This is a genomic window from Acinetobacter sp. SwsAc5, from assembly GCF_013391485.1.
In the GTDB taxonomy this organism is placed as follows: Bacteria; Pseudomonadota; Gammaproteobacteria; order Pseudomonadales; family Moraxellaceae; genus Acinetobacter; species Acinetobacter towneri.
In genome coordinates this window covers 116,118-139,720 of the sequence record NZ_JACAXD010000001.1, presented here as the reverse complement: position 1 = coordinate 139,720, position 23,603 = coordinate 116,118, and the positions used below count along the sequence as shown (strand labels likewise).

The window sequence follows — 23,603 nt, the reverse complement described above, 5'->3', positions numbered from 1 at the left end:
TTAGGGGGATGTGGCTATGTTGAAAGGGGATTTCTTTAAAACTGTAAATCTAGGTTGATGTTTCAGTTCAATGCATAGACCTGCAAAATCCCCCACAAGAAAGTGTGTTTGTAGAGGGGCATTTTATTGATAATTCCCTGCAACCTTCACATAGTGCCGTGCAGAATAAGGCAAAAACTCTTTTTCCTTGTCGGTTAAAGGACGAACTTTTTGCACAGGGCTACCCATGTACAAATAGCCACTTTCCAAACGCTTACGCGGTGGCACTAAAGACCCTGCGCCAATCATTACATCATCTTCAATAATGACATCATCCAAAACAATTGTGTTGATGCCCAATAACACCCGATTGCCAATGGTGCAGCCGTGTAAGGTCACACCATGTCCAACTGTGACATCTTCGCCAATAATCAGCGGTGAACCTTCAGGTTTGTCGGCTTTTTTATGGCTAACATGCAGCATGGCATGATCTTGCACATTGGAATTTTGACCAATCCGAATATGGTTAACATCACCACGAATCACGGCAAATGGCCAAACCGATACATTTGCGGCCAAATGCACATCACCAATCACCACCGACAATTCATCTACATAACAGCTTGCATCAATTTTTGGGGTTTGCTCTAAATAAGCACGCACATTTTTTTTCATGATGGACAAATCTTTAGCTTATAAATTTAGGATTGAGGACAGTATAAAATAAAAAAGCACACATGCGGGCATGTGTGCTTTGCGCTTTAGTCTAAGCTTATGAATCTTAGAATAAGTTGCTAAAGAATTGTTTGATATGGTCTAGCATACGTGCAAAGAAACCCGCTTCTTCCACTTCCTGCAACGCCACCAATGGTTTTTCAGCAATCACTTTACCATCTAAGGTTGCGACATATTTACCAATAACTTGACCTTTTTTCAAAGGAGCAGTCAATTTAGGTTGAACCACCAATTGAGTTTTAATTTGGTTGGCTTTGCCTTTTGGCATGGTCACGTTAAAGTTTTCTGGCAAACCAATTTGTGCTTCTTTGCTTTTACCGTACCATACTTTTGCTTTAGCTAAGACTTGGTTGGCAGGCTGTACACGTACAGTTTCGTAGTTTGCATAACCCCAAGCTAACAATTCACGAGTTTGAGTTGCACGAGCTTGCATGGTTGGCGCACCAAAAATCACCGAAATTAAACGCATTGGGCCACGTTTAGATGAAGTGGTTAAGCAGTAACCCGCTTCGTTGGTATGACCTGTTTTTAAACCATCCACGCTTGGGTCGGTATATAACAGGGCATTACGGTTGCCTTGTTTAATTCCATTAAAAGAAAACTCTTTTTCAGAATAAATTGGGTAGTATTTTGAGCTGTCATGGATGATGTGCTGCGCTAAAGTCGCCATATCTTTTGCGGTAGAAAAGTGACCTTCAGCAGGCATACCCGTAGAGTTCATAAACTGGGTATTGCTCATGCCAATACGTTTGGCTTCTTCATTCATCATGTGAACGAATGTGCCTTCATTACCTGCAATGTGCTCTGCCATGGCTTTAGATGCATCGTTGCCCGATTGCACGATAATTCCGCGTAGCATTTCAAGTACGGTTGCTGTGCCATTTAAAGGAACATACATACATGATTCTGTGCTGCTGCCACGACACCATGCAGACTCATTCATGCGGACTTGTTCATCTTCCGTGAGTTCGCCTTTTAATAACTTTTGTTCAATGATGAAACTAGTCATCATTTTGGTCATTGAGGCAGGGGCGAGTTTTTCGTTTTCATTTTTTGAAGCTAAAATTTGTCCCGTCTCATAATCCATCAAAACGTATGATTTGTTATTGAGTTCTGGTGGTGTAGCTAAGACAGTTGCTGCATAAGAAAAGCTTGGTAATAGTAATAATGCAGCAAGGGCGCTTTTTGGGGTCATTCTAAGAGGTTCCAATACTTGAGGTATGCACAAAAGAGCTAGCATTTTAGGGCAAAGCTCAGCCGACTTCTATGGGAGAAATCGGCTTATTGATAAAAGTATTGTAACCAAATTGTATTATCTGCTATATGCTGTCAATTCTTGGCAAATTGCTTGGTTTTTGGCTGTTCCAGCAGCTTTGGCATCGGCACGGGCTTCTTTTAAAATTGGCTGGAAGCTTTTTTGTTTGCTGAGTTTACTTAAGGCAGTAACAGCGTCTTTTTCTTTAGGCATATATTCTTGGGCAAGTTTTGTATAACCCTGATGAAATTGATCTTGTTCTTTGACTAGTGAAGGGCAAACTTCAGATAACACATAAATAGCGGCTAATTCTTGCTGAGTCACTTGTTGTAATGGCGTCACTTCAATATTTTCTTCTTGCGCAATTGCGGCTTGACTTAAACCCAAACTGAGCGCAACTGCGCCAAAAAAATGAACTGCACGTGAATTTTTTAAGCCAGAAAATTGCATATCAAGTACCTTAAATATTGTTTGAACTGAATCTACCGATTCATTTAAGTGCTTATAAGATGAATCATTTATTTGCGAATTGAAAGAGTGAAAATGTATTAAAGCTGTGTGATCTGAGCGCAAATCATGTATAAAAAGTGAAGATTAAAGTCTGAAATTTGAAAATCAGTGGCTTGATATAAAGCGTAAAATAATAGTGGAAAAATACCAGATATAAAAACTAAGCATAAAATTTAAGGCAAACTTTGAAAGTTTGCCTTAAAGGGTGAGTATGCAAAATTATTTACAGGCTCAAAATAGTATTTAAATCATGTGATTTAAAGTGCTAATTCTAAAGCTTCCTGACACACTACTTTTTGCTCTTCTTTGGCTGTATCTTTTGCTGCTTCACGCGCTTCAGCTAAAACGGATTGATATTCTGCGTCGGCTTGTAGTTTGGCAAGCGTCATGTTCGATTCTGAATAATCTTGTAGATAAGTTTGAATCAGTGCTTGAATATTGGCATCTAATTTTGCATTTTTTCCAATCAGTGCAGGGCACATTTCAGTCATGACTTGTGCCGCTGCAACATCTTCTTTCACAATCGTATTGGCTTCTGCTGCAGTCAAATCTTCTGCAATTACAGACTGCGTTAATACAGTAGCAAAACCTAGACCCAATAAACGACGAAATGACAAAGCTAAAATCATGAGAATCACATATATTTTTGGATGGATGTTAAGCGCTAAATATATATAATCTTTTGTATATTTCAATGAAATGTGCTGATCAGTCATTTTGTTGTCGTGTGCTTATTAAATGTGCTTAGGCATGAATCAGGCACAAACAAGTTTAAGATTGAACCGACGTTGCTATATTTTAGTATATAACCTTTATATTTGTTTTATCTGAGATTTTTCTGTGAATATTTTGATAGCCAATGATGATGGCGTGTTTGCACCTGGTATCCAAGCTTTGGCGAAAGCCTTAAAACCTTTGGGTCGCGTGGTGATTGTTGCACCCGAAAGTGAACGCAGTGGTTTTTCGAGTGCGCTGACTTTAGACCGACCATTACGTCCTGTGCAAATTGCTGAAGATGTCTGGGCAGTGAATGGTACACCTGCAGACTGTGTCTATTTGTCGATGAATGGATTGTTCGATTTCGAATTTGATTTGGTGGTCAGCGGCATTAACAGCGGTGCAAATCTAGGGGATGATGTACTGTACTCAGGCACAGTCGGTGCGGCATTTGAAGGACGTTTGATGAAACAGCCTGCGATTGCGGTATCACTTGCAGGGCATAATGTACGTGCTTATCAGCATCCGCAAGATTATATGCAGGCAGCGCAGTGGGTACATGACTTTATTGCTCAAGGTTTACCAAGTTTACCTGCACGACATATTTTTAATGTGAATATTCCAGATGTGCCAGTGTTGCAGGGCACAAAAATTACCTATCAAGGACAGCGTACCCAATCTAAGCCAATTACTAGTCAGGTCGATCCACGAGGGCGTCAAGTGTATTGGATTGGTTTGTCGGGCGAGGCAGTGGCTGCACCGAAAAAAGGCTTAACTGAAATTGAGTCTGATTTTTTTGCGGTAGCAAATGGCTATGTCAGCGTGACACCAATTCAGATGGATGCCACCAATTATGACGTTTTGCAATCATTGCACAGTCAATTTTCCCAAATTGGCTAACTAATGTTATAACTTTGTGAAAAAGTAGCTTGTAAGCCTCATTACAAGGACTTTTTTGCTACTCTTAGCGCAATAGAAAATATTTAGAATTTGTAGAGAGGAAAGAATGCCTGTGGTGTTTCAGTATCGTTTATTTAGCACACCAACAGCATTGTTGAAAACCTTAGTGTTATCAAGTGCTGTTGTGGCTACCGTCGTGTTGAGTGGTTGTGCCTCTAAACCTCAAGTGAATAATTCTGCACGTTATGCAACAGCGCCGAATTTTTATACTGTACGTTCAGGTGATACTTTAAGTGGTATCGCTGCACGTTATGGTTTGAGCTATCTCAGCATTGCAGAAATGAATGATATTGCACCGCCGTATCGTATTTATGTCGGGCAGTCGATTCGTTTGAAAGCGGGCAATGCACCACGTACAACAAGCACTCGCCCTGTAACGCAGGCTGCACCAATTCAACGTCAAACAGTCACTTTACCAACGACACCTGCACCGGTAACATCGACTACAACCACGACCACTAGCTCAACAACACCAAGTACACCGGTGCGTAGCAGCATATTGCGCTGGGTGAAACCATCTCAAGGTGCTGTGATTGCACAGTTTAATTTGGCAAGTAATATCAAAGGAATTCGTTACGGTGGCAATGTAGGTGACCCAATTTATGCCGCAGCAGATGGGCAGGTGGTTTATGCTGCAGATGGCTTAAAAGAATATGGAAACTTGATTTTAATCAAGCACATTGATGGTTATATCACCGCCTATGCACATAACAGTAAGATGAATGTGAGCAGTGGTCAAAACGTAACAGCGGGTCAAAAAATTGCAGAAATGGGCTCTTCGGGTGCTACACGTACCATGTTGGAGTTTCAGGTACGCCTAGATGGTAAGCCAATCAATCCGACTAATGTTTTACCAATAAATTAAATTTTGCAAATACAAAACATAAATTTCACCGTATAATACAATAGGTTGCTTTTATCGAAAGATAAGAGCACCTGTATAATTTCAGAGGGAATTTATGTTAGATCAACTTCGAGCAATGGGTGTATTTGCTTGTGTTGTTGAAAAAAGCTCGTTTAGCGGTGCAGCGCGTGATCTAGGGATCACCACAAGTGCCGTCAGTCAACAAATCCGTTCATTAGAACAAGAAATGGAAGTCACACTTCTGCATCGTTCTACTAGAAAACTGAGTTTGACTGAAGCAGGACAAGCTTTTTTCCACAGCTGTCAAGAAATGCTCGCCGCTGCTGAGCGCGGAAAAATCCGCATTAATGAATTAAGAGATGATCTGGTCGGTGATTTACGAATTGCCACCACTCCTGAGTTAGGTGCGAATCATGTGATTCCTGCTCTTTCACATTGGATGTCGGCCCATCGTGGTTTATCTATCCATCTAGAAACCGACAATCAATACATTGACCTGATTGATGGTCGCATTGATATTGCGCTGCGTATGAGTCCAAAAATTGAAGATCAAAACCAGCATGTGATTCCAATTGCCCATATTGACCAAGTTTTAGTCGCATCACCTAGTTATTTAAATCAAACCGCGCCCATTTCACGTCCTGAAGATTTAAAACATCACGAGTTAATTCCATTAACCATTATGAAGAATTTTCAGCAACTCAATTTTAAGCATATCAGCACTGCTGAAAATGTGGATGTAGAGTTGGGCTCGCGTCTATCGACCAATAATGTGTTGGTGTCTAAATCTTTGTGTATGCAAGGGCATGGGCTTGCGCGAATTTTGCATTTGGATATTCAAAAAGATTTGCTTAATGGCAGTTTGGTTGAAATTTTGCCTGAGTGGAAATTACCCGCATTTACCTTGTATGCAATCATTTCCAAACATGAGCAACAACCGATGAAAGTACATCGTTGTTTGGAAGCCTTAAAACAATATTTTTCTCAATTGCCGGGTGGGCGAGTGTTTCAAGAAGCATCTTAATTGAATGTTGATAATATACTGATCGACCATTTAGTTAGCAAAAAGCCGCAGTTCAAACTGCGGCTTTTTGTTAGGGATTTATTTAAGCCAAGAATTTTTTAATCATTGCTACAAGGCGTTCAATCAATTGATCTGCCTGGGCTTGAGTAATATTTAATGTTGGCAATAAACGCACCACAGAACCTGCAGTTACGTTAATAATCATTTTGTATTCATCGCGGGCAATATCGACCAACTCTGCACATGGTTTTGGTAATTCAATACCAATCATCAAGCCAAAACCACGCACGCTTACATTTTGGTCTGCGAGTTGTTGACGCAATTGTTCCACAATGTAGCCACCCATTTTTGCTGCATTTTCTACCAAGTTTTCTTTCTGGATGGTGTCAATAACAGTGTAAACCACGCGTGAACCTAACGCAGTACCACTGTAGGTTGAGCCATGATTACCAGCAGTAAGAACGCCCACACCACGACCTTGAGTCATGACTGCACCAATTGGGAAGCCATTGCCCAAACCTTTCGCTGTAGTCAATACATCAGGCACAATATTGGTGTGCTGATAAGCAAAGAATTTACCTGTACGACCATTTCCTGTTTGTACTTCATCCAGCATCATCAGCCAGTTGTGTTGATTACAAATACGGCGGATGTCTTCTAGGTAGCTAAAGCCTTGTGGTGCAGTATTCACACCGCCTTCACCCTGAATCGGCTCGACTAAAATAGCCACAATATCAGGATGCTGAGTCGCAGCTTCTTCAATGGCTTCGACATCACCAAAAGGCACACGAATAAAGCCTTCAACCAAAGGTGCAAAACCTTCCTGAACTTTTTTATTGCCAGTTGCAGACAGGGTAGCCAAAGTACGACCGTGGAAAGAGTGATCTGCAACAATAATTTTAGGATTGGCTACGCCTTGCATATGACCGAATTTACGTGCAATTTTAATTGCACCTTCGTTAGACTCTGCGCCACTGTTTGAAAAAAACACTTCTTCCATGCCAGCAACTTGCGCCAATTTTTGTGCAGCAGCAGTCTGCCACGGCACTTCAAACAAGTTACTGGTGTGAATTAAGGTAGCCGCCTGATCTGCAATGGCTTCGGTAATTGCAGGGTGTGCGTGACCTAAACCACATACGGCAATGCCTGTAAGTGCATCTAAATATTCTGTGCCATCTTCAGTATAAAGATAAGAACCTCGACCGCGGACAAAGCTGATCGGCTGACGGCCAAATACAGGCATCAAATGTGATGGTTGATCAGTTTGCACAGGAGCAAGGGTAATGTTATTCATGACTAACTCTTATCTGTTAGGTTGGAGGGAAAAACTTATATAAGCAAAATCTACTGCAGATGAAAAGCCTAATTGTAAATAAAATTGGATTTATTGCTTTAGACGTACTGTTTTGCTCGGTTTTGGGTATAATGCCACACAGATGAGTTGAGGATTTACCAATGACTGAACAAGTACGCGATACCGAAGCGTTAATTCGTGAACAAATTGCTAAACATGCTGTTCTTCTTTACATGAAAGGCACACCACAATTTCCACAATGCGGTTTTTCTGCGCGCGCAGTAGAAGCACTCAGTCAAATTGGTCGTCCTTTTGCTTATGTGAATATTTTAGAAAATCAGGATATTCGTACCACTTTGCCAAAAATTGCCAACTGGCCAACTTTCCCACAATTGTGGATTAACGGTGAGTTGATTGGTGGTAGCGATATTATGTTGGATATGTTCCAGAAAGGTGAGTTAAAGCCTTTAGTTGAGCAATACAGCCCAGCACCTGAAGCTTAAAGTATTGGACTTGGGTCACACTAGACCAAAGTCATCCATACAAAAAAGTTGATATAAAAAAAGCGCCTTGGCGCTTTTTTTATATCTGGAATTCACTTGAATAGCTGATTTGAATCACTGCACTTAGTTTACCGCAGTACTTTCAGTTGCAAGTTCAGCAGTTTCAGCCGACTCAGCAGTGACTTCATCAGAAGTTGCCGCATCAGATGGTTCAGCCGATTTCTGTTTTTTCTTGGCTTTTTGCGCTTTGTCCTTTTTCTCTGGGTCTTTTTTGTCCTTTTCTTTCTTGGACTTTTTCTTTTTCTTTGGCTCTTCTTCAATTTCAGCACCATCTTCAATGGCTTGCCAATACTCAAGTTGTTCCATCACTGCAGCGTAAATTGAACCTTTACTGTAACGTCCTTTTTTAGTGAGTTTACCCACAGGACGCGCCATTAAAATTTCTAAGGCTTGGTCAATGGTATCAATGGCGTGAATGTGGAACTGACCTTGTTCTACGGCTTCAATCACATCTTTACGCAACATAAGGTGCTGCATATTTTGACGTGGAATAATCACGCCTTGCTTGCCAGTTAAACCTTGCAGTTTGCAGGCATCAAAGAAACCTTCAATTTTTGCATTCACGCCACCAATTGGCTGTACTTGACCAAGTTGGTTCATGGAGCCTGTAATGGCCCAAGATTGGTCAATAGGTAGTTGGCTGATTGCAGAAATCAAAGCAGAAAGCTCTGCCACTGTTGCACTGTCACCATCAACCTGACCATAACTTTGCTCAAAGGCAAGGGCAGCAGAAAAATGTAAAATTTGCTCACGGCCAAAATGTGCTTTGAGGAAACTGGCCATCAACAACACGCCTTTGGCATGTAAAGAACCGCCAAGTTCAACACTGCGTTCAATATCTAAAATATCGCCGCCGCCTTGATAGACTGAGGCGGTTAAGCGCGAAGGTAAGCCAAACTCGACATCGGCATAGTGAATGACCGACAGGGCATTAATTTGCCCTAAACGATGTCCGCGAGTTTCTATTAACTGCGTACCGCGTGATAAATCTTGCCAGTACAGTTCTCTTAAATAACCTAAGCGATATTTACGATGATCCAGTGCAGTATTGATATGCTGTTCGGAAACCGTTTTATCGCCCGCCTGTGCCGCATGGTGATGCGATTCACGAATTAAATCCCCCAAGGTGAGGGCATGTAAGGAGAGTGAGCTTTGATCTTCAGCTTGACGGCTTGAGTCAGTAAGTAAAGCCGCCAAAGCAGAACGGTCAAATGGTAATAATTTGTCAGATTGCACATAGTCGGCAATCAGCTGCATATATGCCTGCTCGTTTTCGTCATTACGTTGTAATGTATCGGTAAAGTCGGCACGGATTTTAAACACGCTGCCAAGTTCGGGTTCTAGCTCTAAAATTTCATAATAAATTTCAGGCTCTGCCAGTAAAATCACTTTAATATTTAGTGGAATGGCTTGCGGTTCAATGGAAATGCTGCCTGTTAAAGTTAGCATGTGTTCCAAAGATGAAAGTTTCAATTGCCCCGATTTTAAAGCGCGTTTCAGTCCTTGCCATGCATAAGGCTGTTCCAGTAACTGCTCTGCTTCGAGCATCAAAAAGCCGCCATTGGCTTTATGTAAGCTACCTGCACGAATTAAGGTGAAGTCAGTGGTAATGGTGCCGTTTTGCGTGAGTTGTTCTACATGCCCCAATAAATTGTAATGGGTTGGAAAATCTTCAAAAATAACAGGTACACCGCTGTTGGGTTTGTGCGTCACAATAATATTGGCTTGGTAGCGCGCAGGAATACGGCTAAAGGTGCCAGGACGGAAATCATCTTCTTCCTGTTCTAAAACAAACTCGACATTATTAATAATATCTTCGGCATAGTATTGTAAATATTCAGTCAAACCTTCGACACTAGGATATTTATTTTGAATAATATCAATGCGTGGCATTACCACTTGTTTGGCAATATCACGGTTCAGGTCTTGTACTTTGTCACGTGCGTCATCTTCTAAATCGCCTAAATGCAAACCCAAACGCTCCAGTTTTTTATTCATATAACGAATATTGGACGCAATTTCTGCACGGGTTTTGCTGTCCAAGGCGTTAATATCTTCCTTAGACATTTCCTGCATTTTGTCATTTTTCAGATGCACGGGTACAAAGCAATGTTCATCTTCCTGCGCAATCAGTTTTAAATCGAGTTCTTCACCTTCACTGGTCAGCTCAATTAAGGCTTGTTGCTGTTCATCACCCGCTTGCTGACGAATCATTTCAATGCGGTTGTGATAGGTTTCTGCGGTAAAGCGACGTTCGAGTTGCTTTAAAATAGTTTGCCAAGTTTGATGTAACAAACTTTGAAATTTAGGCGCTTGACCTGCAGGCAGTTGCAAGGCAATCGGTTGGCGCGGGTGTTTGAAATTATTGACATAAACCCAGTCATTCGGTGTGGGCATGCTCTTGGCATGTTGCTGCAGCAAACGCTTGACCATGGTACGTTTGCCCAATCCCGCCGTACCCACTGCAAAAATATTGTAGCCAGAATATGGCAGGGAAATACCTGCTTCCACCGAAGCGCGTGCCCGATCTTGTCCTAAAAAATTATTCAGCGGTTTAATGCGTCGGGTCGAAGCGGGAATGTTATCGTAATTTGGAATATGGGTTAGTTGTGTTGCTTTGAGTCGTGTATTTTCTAAAGTCGTTTGTATTTCGCTTTGTTCAAAGGCAGAGCTGAGAAGCGGTTGTTGTTCATCTTGCGCTGCTGTTGTTGTGTTGGTTGTCATTGATGGGGTGATTTGATCAAGTCTTTGGGTCACTGTAGAAATCCAAAACGAAATATTGCAGTTAGAAGTTTAAAGGTATACAGGTTTAAGCGGAAAATTCAAGCTAAGCCGTAATTTTTACTACAAAATGACAAGGCTGTTGTGGATAATTTCATAAATACTGTTGAAACAGAAGCTATTCCGCGATTGAATAACAACAATTTGGCTTGATAGAAAATAATAATCGAATGACCACACAACAGACTGGGCAAACTTCAGCACAAAATACAGGGTGGAAAGCAGCATTTACGGCATTTTTAGACCGTCGTGCGCTGATCATGCTGTTTTTGGGCTTCTCTGCAGGTATTCCAATTTTACTGATTTTTTCCAGTCTATCTTTGTGGTTGGGCGAAGCAGGCATTGACAAAAGTGCGGTCACTTTCTTTAGTTGGGCTGCTCTAGGTTATTCCTTTAAATTTGTTTGGGCACCATTGATTGATGAATTACCCGTACCCTATTTAACCAAAAAACTAGGGCGACGTCGGGCATGGCTGCTCATTGCTCAATGTTTAATAGTCTGTGCAATTGCAGTCATGGCATTTTCTGACCCAGCTTTGGGGCAGGCACATTTATATCAAATGGCATTGGGTGCAGTATTACTAGGCTTTTCTGCAGCCACGCAAGACATTGTGATTGATGCTTACCGTATCGAATTGGCTGAAACTCAAATGCAAACCGTGTTGGCATCGACTTATAACGCGGGCTATCGCATTGGGATGATTGTTGCAGGGGCAGGTGCTTTATTTTTGGCTGCATCTTTAGGTACTGCTAAAGGCAACTATATTTATAGTGCATGGAAAATTACTTATTTGGCGATGGCTGCGGTGATGCTGATTAGCATTATCACGACTTTGGTGATTCGTGAACCGCAAGTGAATCGGGTCAGCAAGCATTATCAACGACGCGACTATTTTCGTCTGGTTACGGTGTTTTTTGTTGCGGTATTCAGTTTTGTATTGTGCTACGTCTTTTCGGGTAATTTTACCGAAGCCTTAAAACAACAATTCCAACTCAAAGATGCATTTTTATTATTTTCTATAGAAGCTTTACGTTTTATTGCATCGGGTGCGGCTGCTGTAGGCATGGGCACAATTTTGGTCAAATTGGGCGCAGTTAATAAACAGATGGCATTTGAAACATGGGTGCATCCTGTTGCAGATTTCTTTAAACGCTACGGCATGAAACTGGCACTGGTGTTATTACTCTTGATTGGTTTTTATCGAGTTTCAGACATTATTGCAGGTGTAATTTCCAATGTGTTCTATCAGGATTTGAACTTTAGCAAAGAACAAATTGCCGAAGCGGTTAAGGTTTATGGGGTCATTTTCAGTTTAGTGGGTGGCTTCTTGGGAGGTTTACTGGCACAGCGTATGAACATTATGAAATTAATGTTTGTTGGCGCGGTGTTGGCATCATCCACCAATCTTATTTTTATTGGTCTGGTGAAGTCAGGACAGCAACTGAGCGATGTGCAAGTTTCTGTGGGGCAGCAACAATATCAAACCCAGGCCGATGAAGTTGGATATTGGAAAGTGGCTGTGCCTAGTCAGGTTTTAGCAACACAGGATGAAATTCAGGTACGTGCGCAATACCAAACGGGCGATACGCCGTCACGTTTAGTGTCGATGCCGTATTTGCACCAAACTGAGATTGAAACTGCACAACTCCAGTTTTTACCACTGACTTCGGATAATCGTATTAGCGAAAATGAAGCCAGCAACAGTATTGTCGTACGTGGGCAATATGCAGGGCCTGCCTTAACCGAACAGCAAAAAATTGTACTGCAGCTAGATGGTCAAAATTTTGATGCAAAACTAGATGCACAAGGAATTTTTACGGTAGCGATTGCAGGGCAGCTTTTGGCAGACTCACCAAGTAAACAACTGCAAGCCGTATTATTGAATAGACAGCAAACAGTACAACAACACAGCCAAACCTATCAGGTCGATTTAAACACACATGAAGCCAATGCTTTGGATGTAGATATACAACCTTTGCCGATCGTTCAATCATCTTCAAACAATATGGTTGAAATTCAGGGCAAGGTGATTAAGCCATATAGCACAGCATGGTTATATTTTGCGATTATTGTCGATAACTTGGCTTCAGGTTTAGCGGGCGCGGCTTTTATCGCATTTTTATCCAGTTTAACCAGTGTGTCATTTACTGCTGTGCAATATGCAATTTTTAGCTCACTCATGACCTTGACTCCTAAGATTTTAGGTGGTTATTCAGGTACTATAGTGACCAATATTGGTTATCCAAACTTTTTCCTCATGACCACATTAATTGGAATCCCTATTTTAATTTTAGTGGTGTGGGTGGCGAAATTGTTACGTGACCATCAACACATACAAGCAAAACCGATTGAACAAAAGGATGAATGACATGCGCATGCTGCATACCATGTTACGTGTAGGTAATTTAGAGCAATCATTAAAATTTTATACAGAAGTTTTAGGCATGACTTTGCTGCGTAAGCGTGATTATGAAGAAGGTCGTTTTACCCTTGCTTTTGTAGGCTATGGCGATGAAGAAAATCACACCGTTTTGGAGTTGACGCATAACTGGGATACAGACAGCTATGATTTGGGCAATGGTTATGGTCATATTGCAATTGCGGTAGACGATGCCTACAAAGCATGTGAAGAAATTAAAGCGCGCGGCGGCAATGTGGTACGTGAAGCAGGGCCAATGAAAGGTGGTGTAACTGTCATTGCTTTTGTTGAAGACCCAGATGGTTATAAAGTTGAATTGATTCAGCAAGATCAGAACGCACGTAATAACTAAGTCTTCATCAGTGAAGCAGTAAAAACCAAACCTTTATGGCGCAATAAACTGAATGTTGTTCAGTATTCATTTTGAAAATATTGAACATCGCCTGAAAATGCTCGCTTTTTGAATATTGCTCAGTAATATACCTTTATCGAAAGGTAAAAATTGCTGGGCTTTTTTGCAACAGTAAAAGAATATACAGGATGTGTTTATGTTGAAGTTATTGGCATTGGATCGCTTTACCATTCTTTTGTTTGTGATGGTCATCCTCGCCAGTGTCGTGCCTGTGTCAGGGCAAGCAGCCGAAGTTTTTAGTGTGATTACGACAGTTGCCATTGCAATCTTATTCTTTTTGCATGGGGCGAAATTATCACGTGAAGCTGTCATTCAGGGCATGATGCATTGGAAATTGCATGCGTTGGTATTTACTTTTACCTTTGCGTTATTCCCAATTTTAGGTTTGCTGGCAAAGCCAATTCTAGTGCCAATGCTCGGGCAGGAGCTGTATTGGGGCTTTTTGTTCATGTGCTTTTTGCCTTCAACCGTGCAATCTTCAATTGCCTTTACGTCAGTGGCAAAAGGCAATGTTGCCAGCGCAGTCTGCAGTGCGTCATTCTCTAATTTAATTGGGATGTTTATTACCCCAGTTTTAGTAGGCATCTTTATTTTAGGGCAGTCTGAACACGGTTTTGACCCGACAAATTCGATTATTCAAATTACTTTATTGTTATTGGTGCCATTTATTTTGGGGCAGTTATTACGTCCTTATGTTTTTCCTCAGATGTTGAAATTACCAAAGCTGGTCAAGGTATTTGATCAGGGTTCGATTTTGATGGTGGTTTATGGTGCATTTAGTGGGGCAGTGGTAGCAGGATTGTGGCATCAAGTTAGTGGTATGACTTTATTGCTGTTGATTATTGCTTGTTCCGTGTTATTGACCCTTGTGATGTGGTTGGCGTGGGTTGTGCCGCAATGGTTGGGTTTTGCACGTGAAGACCAAATTGCCGCATTTTTTTGTAGCTCCAAAAAAACCTTAGCCAGTGGTGTACCGATGGCGCAAATTTTATTTATTGGGCAGCCGTTGGGGATGATTGTTTTACCGATCATGATTTTCCATCAAATTCAGTTGATGGTGTGCGGTGTGATAGCCAATTATCTCGAAAAGCAGCCCGATTCGACTGAACCTCAGGAATTAAATTCCTAAGAATAATTAGCTTTAAAATATTTTATTCCGTATAATATTGCCCAACTTGTTGTGCTTAGCTCTGACGGTATCCGTCTCGGTGGGCCAAAAGAATGGTCTGTTGTGGTGTTGGTCTGCTTTTAAAGCATGTCCTCATTTTTTTAATGAGAGTGACCAATTGCGATGACAGCTTAAGCCTTCTTAAATCTTAGGAGTAATCGACGATGCGCGCCGATATTCACCCAAAATATGAAAAATTAGTTGCAACTTGTTCTTGCGGTAACGTAATCGAAACTCGTTCAGCAGTTGGTAAAGAAACTCTTTATCTTGACGTATGTTCTGCATGCCACCCGTTCTACACTGGTAAGCAAAAGAACGTTGACACTGGCGGTCGTATCGACAAGTTCAAACAACGTTTTGCTGGTATGTCACGTTCTATCAAACGTTAATATCCAGTACGAAAAAAACGGGCAATTGCCCGTTTTTTTGTGCCTTAAATTTTAGGGTCTACAAATAGACCCTAATGCACAAGACCTTATTGGTCTTGCACATCAATTAAATGATCGAGTTTTTTCTGGAAATAATCACCCTGAATAAAGCGCGCATCGACATTCCACGCATTCGCAAACAGGTTCATATCATTTAAGTCACGCAATAACACTTCTACAGGTTTAATTTCACTATAAATGCTCAATTGTTCCTGTAATTCTTGCGTCGAGTCATCAGCAGCCAGTTTTTCAGTCAGTGCACTGTGCAAGGTCAAGTAGTGAATATCGACTTGTTTCAAGATAGATTCACTATAAATCGAATGACCAAAATCACGCAGAGAAATTTCAGCGCCGTGCTGACGTAATAAACTGATTTGTTTCTGCGCATCACCTAAGTTTTGGCTGATGTCTTCTTCAGAGAATTGCAAAATTAATGGATGGCTGAGGCGGCTACCAATAATCGTTATCAGTTTAGACACAAACTCAGGGAAGCTGCGGTCTTGTAATAAAACAAATTTGTTTAAATTGATAATCAGCTTTGCTTCAGGATATTGGGTGATGAAGTTGTGCAATTGTTTACAAGCTTCGACCAAAATCCAACGATCCAGTTTAATGGATAATTCTGGGTCTTCAGCCAAATCTATTAAGCCTGTCAGTGATTTCCATTCACTATTGAAAATAAAGCCACTAGTTACTTCATAGGTATATAAATTGGTGTCTTGCTTATCATAAAGTTGTTGATACTTCAGATGAATTTCACCACGATCAAGACTTTGACGTATCGCTGCAATAATAGCAGATTCACTATAGGATTGTGGTACAGCTGCAGCAGATTCAATTACATTTAAGTTAGATTCACCAAAGGACAAGTCTAAGGTTAAACCTGAGTTATGTTGTTCTTGCTGTTGTGGTAATGCGTTGGCAAAACCTTGACTAATCAGTTGCTCAAAACTGCTTTCATTTTGAATGTCTGGAGTGAATGGCACATAACCAATACGCAAATTAAGTGGGTAAGTATGTTGATCTACCGTAAGTAATTGCGGTTTCGTGAGTGAATTTAAGCCAATCAGTTTCGATTCTAAAATTGCAGGCGATTCTGCTTGGAACAAACCAACCACTAAACCATTACTCACATTAAATAAAGGTACATTGGTCTGTTCTTTTAAAAAGTTTCGGATGTTGGCAAAGTAATTTTTTGTGGTTTGCCAGTCGGCTTGGAAAATTGATTCAGGGCAGTTCGCCAAAGAAAACACCACCAAAGCATTGGCATTAGATGGCTGTTTGGCTAAAGTGCGATTTACCAATTGGTAGGTGCTTGGTTTTGTCGCTGCTTTGTCTGCTGTCGTTTGAGCAGGGACAGTATTTTGCGCCGTATTTTCAATATCTATGGTGATTTGTATGGCGTCGTCAGCTGCTCCAACAAATTCAATTTTGAGCGGGTTTTGTTTTGCTAATAGCGGGTTTTGGCTATGAATATCAAAACGGCCGTGTTCAAATTGTCCTTGACTGACTTTCTTAAAGCGGAATTTAAAATCTGTAATATCTTGCGGTTGCAATAAATCCAATAATGGCAAGCCAATAAGGTCATCTTCACTTTTTAAACCAAATAGCTGTAAATATTCAGCATTGGCTTGTGCATGAATTCCTTCCTGAATAATGGCTACTGCTTTGCTACTGTCTTCGACCAACGCCTGAGCTTGTGATTGTGCATTTTCCAGTTCAGTCATAAGTTGTTCTTGTGACTGCTGTAAGCGACTAAAAGACAGTGCGCGAATTAAGCCAAAATAGAAGCGTTCGGGGTAATCTAAATTGATAATGTCATAGATGCCTTTGCGCACATAACTGGTGTATTGCGTGGCATCGTAATCGTCTGGTTTGAGCAAAAGTAGCGGTAAATTTGGTTGCTGTGATGCACGAATTAAAGTGAGTGCCTGATCGACTTTTAGGTCATAAGCACGACCAAAGATCACCAAATCCCAAGTTAAATGTAATTGTTTTTCAAAGTTTTTAATGTCATCTAATAGATAAGCCTGAACACGGTGCTCATTTGCAGTGAGTTGTTCACAAATTTGATTAAAACGTATTTGGTTGTCATCGATTATGAGTAAACGTGTTTCGGTACGTTTGAGCTTTTTAGACAATAATGGATTTCTCACTTTAATGCTTCCCATAAATCGTGATTTTTAACTTCATTCACTTGTTTCTGAATAAAACCATCAAGTAAAGGCTGTTGTTGGTCATTCAACAACTCAAAATCAAAGCGCATAAAGCTTTGGGTAATCAATAACGGCTTAATTAAGAACACTTTTAGTTCTTCTTCACCTAAACGTAGCTGTACGGTTTGTTTGTCTCGTAATAATTGCAGACTTGGCAAAATCAATGAGGTATTGACTTCATTGACCTGCGTACTTTGTACCAATAATGCTGGATGATAATGTCCTGTATGCCGATCTGTTTTAACAAAAACAGCACAAGGGTAAATATCTTGGGTTAAAATTTCCAAGCCAAGTTCTAAGCTTTTTTCAGCAGATTGTTTAATCCAGCGAATGACACCACCACGCTACGGACTTTGGCTATTTTCCTGAACCAGAATAAATTCACCTGTTTTAAGGTTTTTCGGTGTTTCACCCGTCCATTTAATACGATAGCCGTTGACACTAATATCTAAAACATCGGCATTGTAAATTTGTTTGGCTTCACGGTCTAAGGTTTTAACAGCGCTAATATCTACCGTAGAGTTGGTATGCATGGCATTGATAAACTGGCTTTCATTCTGGAATTGGTAGTTATCGCCCAAAGCCAGCGTTTCATTGAAGTTTTTACCATTAGACAGATAAAAATGTGCCACAGTCAAACCAAAGCAAATTTTAATCCGTGCCGAATATTCATAACGCTCATGCACACGTTCTGCTGTATTGGTCAAAATATTGTGCAAATGGAAATGCAAAGCAGGGGTTAAGAATAGCTTTTCATTGCGTGATAAATGTTCACCTTTACGACCTTGAACTTCATTTAAATGATCGAGTAGGGGTTGAGTTGCAATAAAAATATTGGCATGAAAACCTTGGCTTTGGTGCGTATTGTAAATAGGTGGATGATCTTTGCTTGCATCGACCACATAACGTGAAAGCGTCGTTTCTTTGGGTAAAACTTGAATCAGTTTTGCCCAATCAAAGCTACAGAGATATAAGCCTTGAATTTCTGCAGGTCGAATTTGATGGGTATTGAAAATTTCCAATAAAATCAGCTGTGCATAGGCTTGAGCAATATTAATCAGTTGATGTTGTGTGCCTTGTAACTGATTAATATTATTTAAATAATAATGTTGTTGAATGGCTGTATCTAAAAGTTGGTGTGCAATTAACCACTGATTTGGCAAGGCGTGGCTATAAAGCATGTGTTGTTGATAGCGCAGTAGAGCTAATTGTTGTAAAGCATAATAGCTAGATAGAACTCGTGCAGTTTGTAAGTTCTTTTTTAAATTAAAGGCAAATAAAGAAAATTTTTGTTGGGTGAGTTGTTGGTGGCTACGTCGGGAAATATTAATATAGACTTTGGCGAAATGACTGCGTAATAACAGCGCGAGTTCAATAATATGATCGTTGCGGTCATTACTAATCAAAGCCTGGTTGAAAAAATGCTTTTCCAGACTGGTAAGCACATTTTCAAGTGTCGGATGAATAGCTTGAATTAAGTCAAAACGTAATGTTTCCTGACATTTCAGTTCTGAAATTTCTAAAAGTGCATTAAATAGAGCTTGGGAAGAATCACCCAATTGTAAAATGGATAAATCCGCTGCCCATGCCTGAATGCTTTTAACCGTATTTTGACAAAAACTCAATTGCTCCAGCTTTAGTTCGCTGGGAACTAGAAAAAGATCTGAAGTATTCATATTCATGATTGTTATTTAACTCAATAAGTTGAAACCCCAAAAAGCGGTGTCTTGTTTTTTTCGCCCGCAATTTCCCTAACGAGTTTAGGAACTAAATAGCCGGGTAAGTTCGCTAAAAGCTCTTTATAGATGTGATCAATGTCTTGCGGCATTAAATCAAAATGATGCGCTCCTTTTACTTTATCTAACACGTGTAAATAGTAAGGCATCACCCCTGCATCAAAAAGACGATAGCTTAAATCGACCAAGACCTGAGCAGAATTATTGACCCCATTTAATAAGACTGCTTGATTCAGAACGGTGATGTTTTGTTCGACTAACTTGGCAAGTTGCGAACAGGTAAAGTCATCTAATTCTGATGCGTGGTTCGAGTGTACCACTAGAATAATACGCAGCCTACTATTTTTTAGTAAGGAAATCAGCGATTCATCGACACGGTTGGGAATAACAATCGGAACTCGTGAATGAATTCTCAAAAATTTTATTTGCGGGATAGACGCCAATCGCTCAATCCAGATATTTAATTTACGATTTGACAAAGTGAGCGGGTCGCCACCACTTAAAATCACTTCATTAATATCGGGCTGACTTTCAATGTAATTACGGATATTGTCCCAGTCTTCAGTTTTTGGCAGATTTTCCTGATAAGGAAAGTGCCTGCGGAAACAATAACGACAATGTACTGCGCAAGCACCAGTCAAGGTCAGCAAAAAGCGTGATTTATATTTGTGTAAGACTCCAGGTTGTTGATTGGCTTGTTCCTCACCCAAAGGGTCGGTCACAAATCCAGGATGATCTTCCAGTTCTAAATGATGCGGCAGAACCTGTAACAGTAAAGGATCGAGTGGATTGCCTTTTTGCATTTTGGCCACAAATGCACGCGGGATACGCAATTTAAACTGATTGGATGCCAGTAAAGCACCTGACAGCAACTGCTGTTCAGACAGCTCTAAAATATTTAACAATTCGCGTGGGTCGGTGATCAAGTCACTGAGTTGAGATTGCCAGTTTTGTTCTTGGTACAGGTAGTTGATCATGCCAGAAAAGATTTAAATATGAGGTGAAAGGAACCAAGTACACATCTATTTAGCGTAGATGAATTCTTTGTTCATTGAGCGTGAATGCCGCGAATGATTAATCGCTTTGAATCAGAATCATTACAAAACAGCTGATTTTACCGATATCTTGAGGTGATCGGTAGTGGATTTTCATTGCTTCGTTATGGCTTGCTCATTTACAATACGTCCGATGAAAAAAGATGTTGCAAGATGGCGAGCATCGCAAAGCTGCGTTGGTCATTTGCTTTGTAACATAAATAGTTAAGTTAGTCAGTTTGGAGTGTGCCAGTCATGGCCTATTATTCTACGAATGATTTCAAGTCAGGCCTTAAGGTTATGCTTGATGGTAACCCATGTTCAATCATGGAAAATGAATATGTAAAGCCAGGTAAAGGTCAAGCGTTTAACCGCGTAAAACTTCGTAACCTTCGTTCTGGTAAAGTTTTAGAAAAAACATTTAAGTCTGGTGATTCACTAGAAGCAGCTGACATTGTAGAAGTAGAAATGGAATACCTCTACAACGATGGCGAAATGTGGAACTTCATGGATCCTGTATCTTTTGAGCAAATTGCTGCTGACAAAACCGCAATGGGCGATGCTGCAAAATGGTTAAAAGATGATTCAAACGAAAAATGTACCATTATGTTGTTTAACGGTGTGCCTTTAACTGTAAACGCACCAAACTTCGTGGTATTAAAAATTGTCGAAACTGATCCGGGTGTACGTGGCGATACTTCTGGTGGTGGCGGTAAACCAGCGAAATTAGAAACAGGTGCAGTGGTACGTGTTCCTTTATTCGTACAGCAAGAAGAAAGCGTTCGTGTAGATACACGTACAGGTGAATACCTAGAACGCGCATAATGATTTATTGATAAATCATAAGTAAAAGAGGGGGATGATTCGCGTCATCCCCCTTTTTTGTTGATTTGATTATGTGGTAAAAGAATAGGTGAAAAGTATAGGAAACTGTTGGTGCTCCATTTAAGTGTACGGTAGCGCACACTATGGATGTAAGGGCAGCAGACATCAAAATAAAAGGAGCAGGATCAACCAAGGATTTAGGAATTAAAGCAAGGGTCTGTAGACATTTCATAAATGGCTTGCGCTGTAGGCTAAAACTGAGCAGATCAGGCATGAAACGCAGGGAATAGCGAGACTATTGCCAAGTTTCATAACGCAATCTGAGAAAGTTTTAGCCACAGCCTTAGCAAAAACAAGCACTGCTTTGTTTGCAGTGCAAGGCGCAGCGAAGGATAAGCATATTTTTTTGCTGCTATTTCGTTATGAGTCAGTCATTTAGAATGACTAAATTTCCTGCCTCATGCCCTATATCAGTTAAAAAATATGCGTAGTCGCAAACATAGACGAAGTGTCTACAGCCCCTAAATCTCGACAATAAAAGTAACGCTTAAAAAATGTAACAAGAAGAGAGATTGACATGGAAACAGTTCAACCGAAGTCAGGTCTGACTTCAAAAATTATATGGCTTTTGGTCGCTATATTGGGTGCAGTATCTTTTGGGATATTGGCAGTCAGTAGAGGCGAACACGTCAATGCAGTCTGGTTAGTTTTAGCTGCGGTCTGTGTCTATAGCATTGCATACCGCTTCTACAGTTTATTTATTGCCACCAAAGTATTTGAGTTAAATGAGCGACGCTTAACGCCCGCACATCGTTTGGCTGACGGTTTAGATTATGTGCCCACCAATAAAAGTGTGTTATTTGGTCACCACTTTGCCGCGATTGCAGGTGCAGGCCCTTTAGTTGGGCCTATTCTTGCAGCACAAATGGGTTATTTACCCGGCACGATCTGGCTTTTAGTCGGGGTGGTGTTGGCAGGTGCAGTCCAAGACTTTTTGGTTTTGTTTATTTCTACACGTCGTGATGGGCGTTCTTTGGGAGAAATGGCAAAACAAGAGTTGGGTTCATTTGCTGGTGTGATTGTCATGCTGGGTGCGCTGGGCGTGATGGTGATTATTCTTGCCGTACTCGCTTTGGTTGTCGTGAAAGCTTTAACCAATAGTCCGTGGGGCGTATTTAGTATTGCAGCCACCATCCCAATTGCGATTTTCATGGGCATTTATATGCGTTTTATTCGCCCGGGGAAAATTGCTGAGGTTTCCATTATTGGTTTTGTCCTGATGATGATGGGTATTATTTATGGTGAAAATGTTGCACAGCATCCATTCTGGGGGCCTTTATTTACTTTAAGTGGCACAGAATTAACGTGGTGTTTAATTGCCTACGGTTTTATTGCTTCAGTTTTGCCAGTGTGGTTGTTATTGGCGCCACGTGATTATTTATCGACGTTCTTAAAAATTGGTGTTATTGCGGGTTTGGCTGTCGGGATTGTGTTTGCAATGCCTGAAATGAAGATGCCTGCGGTGACCCATTTTATTGATGGTACAGGGCCAGTATTTGCGGGTTCATTGTTCCCATTCTTATTTATTACCATTGCCTGCGGTGCGATTTCAGGTTTCCACGCCTTAGTGTCTTCAGGTACGACGCCAAAACTAGTCAATAACGAAAAAGACATTCGGATGATTGGTTATGGCGGCATGTTGATGGAGTCTTTCGTGGCAATCATGGCAATGATTTGTGCCACGGTGCTAGACCCAGGCGTGTACTTTGCCATTAATGCACCCACTGCAGTTTTAGGTACAACGGTGGAAAGTGCAGCAGAAGCGGTACGAAATTTAGGCTTTGTAGTGACTCCTGAGGCTTTAACCATTTTGGCAAAAGAAGTCGGTGAAAGCTCGATTCTGTCACGTACGGGTGGTGCGCCAACGTTTGCAATTGGTATGGCACATATCATCACCGAGATTTTTAATAACCGCTCAATGATGGCATTCTGGTATCACTTTGCCATTTTATTTGAAGCCTTATTTATTTTAACTGCAGTAGATGCAGGCACACGTGCTTGCCGTTTTATGGTGCAAGATACTGTAGGTATTGTTATTCCTGCAGTGAAAAATTCACATAACTTCTTTGGTAACTTGCTTGGCACAGCAGTTGCGGTGGCTGGTTGGGGCTTCTTCGTCTATCAAGGCGTGGTCGATCCTTTAGGCGGTATTAATAGCTTATGGCCTCTATTTGGTATTGGTAACCAAATTTTGGCAGCGATGGCGCTCATTTTAGGTACAGTGATTCTGTTTAAAATGAAAAAAGAAAAATATGTTTGGGTGACGATTATCCCTACAGTTTTCTTGTTCATTACTTCAATGACTGCAGGTTGGCAAAAGATTTTCCACGACAATCCCAAAATTGGTTTCTTGGCGCAAGCAGATCGTTTCAATGCTGCAATTCAACGCAATGAAATTTTAGCACCTGCAAAAACAGTGACTGAAATGCAAACCATTGTCATGTCCAATCAAATTAATGCCGTGTTATGTGGTTTCTTTATGATTGTGGCATTTGTGATGTTGTTCGCTGCCATTGGGGTGATTCGTCGTGCCTTGGCAAGTCCAACACCAACTGTACATGAAGCTGAAGCGATTTATCGTGATCCTGAAACGATTCAGCCGAATAGTGGTCATTAGGAGT

18 protein-coding genes and 1 pseudogene are annotated in these 23,603 nt (G+C 40.9%); 10 read left to right on the top strand and 9 right to left on the bottom strand.

All coding sequences use genetic code 11. The annotated features are described in order from the left end of the window. Window positions 1-123: 123 nt before the first annotated feature. From HYG89_RS00685 to HYG89_RS00670, 4 genes are all read right to left on the bottom strand, one after another. Window positions 124-654 (bottom strand): gamma carbonic anhydrase family protein, encoded by a 531-nt coding sequence (locus HYG89_RS00685; RefSeq protein ID WP_178865579.1) that lies wholly within the window; start codon window positions 652-654, stop codon window positions 124-126. Between the two features lie 106 nt (window positions 655-760). Beyond that, window positions 761-1,909 carry a D-alanyl-D-alanine carboxypeptidase PBP5/6 gene (gene dacC / locus HYG89_RS00680; RefSeq protein WP_004971646.1) on the bottom strand — a complete coding sequence of 383 codons (1,149 nt, stop codon included), beginning with the start codon at window positions 1,907-1,909 and terminating at the stop codon, window positions 761-763. 117 nt (window positions 1,910-2,026) lie between these two features. Beyond that, window positions 2,027-2,419 (bottom strand): MCR_0457 family protein, encoded by a 393-nt coding sequence (locus tag HYG89_RS00675; RefSeq protein WP_004971644.1) that lies wholly within the window; start codon window positions 2,417-2,419, stop codon window positions 2,027-2,029. A 317-nt stretch (window positions 2,420-2,736) separates the two neighbouring features. Next, window positions 2,737-3,108, bottom strand: coding sequence for an MCR_0457 family protein (locus tag HYG89_RS00670; protein ID WP_178865577.1), 372 nt, complete (start codon window positions 3,106-3,108; stop codon window positions 2,737-2,739). A gap of 211 nt (window positions 3,109-3,319) precedes the next feature. Here HYG89_RS00670 and surE point away from each other — a divergent pair, with 211 nt between their 5' ends. The 3 genes from surE to HYG89_RS00655 all read left to right on the top strand — a co-directional run bounded on the left by surE (window position 3,320) and on the right by HYG89_RS00655 (window position 6,045). Next, complete coding sequence (gene surE / locus HYG89_RS00665; protein WP_096901077.1) at window positions 3,320-4,096, top strand: 5'/3'-nucleotidase SurE; 777 nt, start codon at window positions 3,320-3,322, stop codon at window positions 4,094-4,096. Between the two features lie 106 nt (window positions 4,097-4,202). Then, window positions 4,203-5,021: a peptidoglycan DD-metalloendopeptidase family protein gene (locus HYG89_RS00660; RefSeq protein ID WP_178865575.1), complete on the top strand. Its 819-nt coding sequence runs from the start codon at window positions 4,203-4,205 to the stop codon at window positions 5,019-5,021. A gap of 94 nt (window positions 5,022-5,115) precedes the next feature. After that, window positions 5,116-6,045, top strand: a complete 930-nt coding sequence (locus HYG89_RS00655; protein ID WP_104851775.1) for a LysR family transcriptional regulator — start codon at window positions 5,116-5,118, stop codon at window positions 6,043-6,045. A gap of 82 nt (window positions 6,046-6,127) precedes the next feature. On the opposite strand, the gene HYG89_RS00650 is transcribed toward HYG89_RS00655, so the two are convergent. After that, complete coding sequence (locus HYG89_RS00650; RefSeq protein ID WP_178865573.1) at window positions 6,128-7,339, bottom strand: aspartate aminotransferase family protein; 1,212 nt, start codon at window positions 7,337-7,339, stop codon at window positions 6,128-6,130. 161 nt (window positions 7,340-7,500) lie between these two features. On the opposite strand from HYG89_RS00650, the gene grxD reads away from it, so the two are divergent. Next, window positions 7,501-7,842, top strand: coding sequence for a Grx4 family monothiol glutaredoxin (gene grxD / locus HYG89_RS00645; protein ID WP_019837647.1), 342 nt, complete (start codon window positions 7,501-7,503; stop codon window positions 7,840-7,842). Between the two features lie 123 nt (window positions 7,843-7,965). Here the strand turns inward: grxD and HYG89_RS00640 are convergent, their stop codons facing one another. After that, window positions 7,966-10,659 (bottom strand): Lon protease family protein, encoded by a 2,694-nt coding sequence (locus HYG89_RS00640; RefSeq protein WP_131261142.1) that lies wholly within the window; start codon window positions 10,657-10,659, stop codon window positions 7,966-7,968. A 194-nt stretch (window positions 10,660-10,853) separates the two neighbouring features. Here HYG89_RS00640 and HYG89_RS00635 point away from each other — a divergent pair, with 194 nt between their 5' ends. The 4 genes from HYG89_RS00635 (at window position 10,854) to rpmE (ending at window position 15,072) form a co-directional block, all read left to right on the top strand. Then, window positions 10,854-13,052, top strand: coding sequence for an MFS transporter (locus HYG89_RS00635; RefSeq protein WP_178865571.1), 2,199 nt, complete (start codon window positions 10,854-10,856; stop codon window positions 13,050-13,052). A gap of 1 nt (window position 13,053) precedes the next feature. Then, on the top strand, window positions 13,054-13,455 hold the full coding sequence (gene gloA / locus HYG89_RS00630; RefSeq protein ID WP_004971627.1) for a lactoylglutathione lyase: 402 nt from the start codon (window positions 13,054-13,056) through the stop codon (window positions 13,453-13,455). 190 nt (window positions 13,456-13,645) lie between these two features. Further along, entirely contained in the window at window positions 13,646-14,644 is a 999-nt protein-coding gene (locus HYG89_RS00625; RefSeq protein ID WP_171062555.1) for a bile acid:sodium symporter family protein, read from the top strand. Between the two features lie 203 nt (window positions 14,645-14,847). Further along, complete coding sequence (rpmE, locus tag HYG89_RS00620) at window positions 14,848-15,072, top strand: 50S ribosomal protein L31 (RefSeq protein ID WP_004971624.1); 225 nt, start codon at window positions 14,848-14,850, stop codon at window positions 15,070-15,072. A gap of 86 nt (window positions 15,073-15,158) precedes the next feature. Here the strand turns inward: rpmE and HYG89_RS00615 are convergent, their stop codons facing one another. The 3 genes and pseudogenes from HYG89_RS00615 to epmB form a co-directional block, all read right to left on the bottom strand. Next, window positions 15,159-17,282: an EAL domain-containing protein gene (locus tag HYG89_RS00615; RefSeq protein WP_178865569.1), complete on the bottom strand. Its 2,124-nt coding sequence runs from the start codon at window positions 17,280-17,282 to the stop codon at window positions 15,159-15,161. Beyond that, window positions 17,264-19,009: pseudogene (locus HYG89_RS00610) on the bottom strand (GTPase). Before HYG89_RS00610 ends, HYG89_RS00615 begins: the two are co-directional and overlap by 19 nt. Before the next feature lie 14 nt (window positions 19,010-19,023). Then, window positions 19,024-20,040, bottom strand: a complete 1,017-nt coding sequence (gene epmB, locus HYG89_RS00605) for an EF-P beta-lysylation protein EpmB (RefSeq protein WP_096901068.1) — start codon at window positions 20,038-20,040, stop codon at window positions 19,024-19,026. Between the two features lie 312 nt (window positions 20,041-20,352). Here epmB and efp point away from each other — a divergent pair, with 312 nt between their 5' ends. Together efp and HYG89_RS00595 are read left to right on the top strand one after the other, a co-directional pair. After that, window positions 20,353-20,922 (top strand): elongation factor P, encoded by a 570-nt coding sequence (gene efp, locus HYG89_RS00600; RefSeq protein ID WP_004971615.1) that lies wholly within the window; start codon window positions 20,353-20,355, stop codon window positions 20,920-20,922. Between the two features lie 577 nt (window positions 20,923-21,499). Continuing rightward, window positions 21,500-23,599 carry a carbon starvation CstA family protein gene (locus HYG89_RS00595; protein ID WP_004971612.1) on the top strand — a complete coding sequence of 700 codons (2,100 nt, stop codon included), beginning with the start codon at window positions 21,500-21,502 and terminating at the stop codon, window positions 23,597-23,599. Window positions 23,600-23,603: the final 4 nt, after the last annotated feature.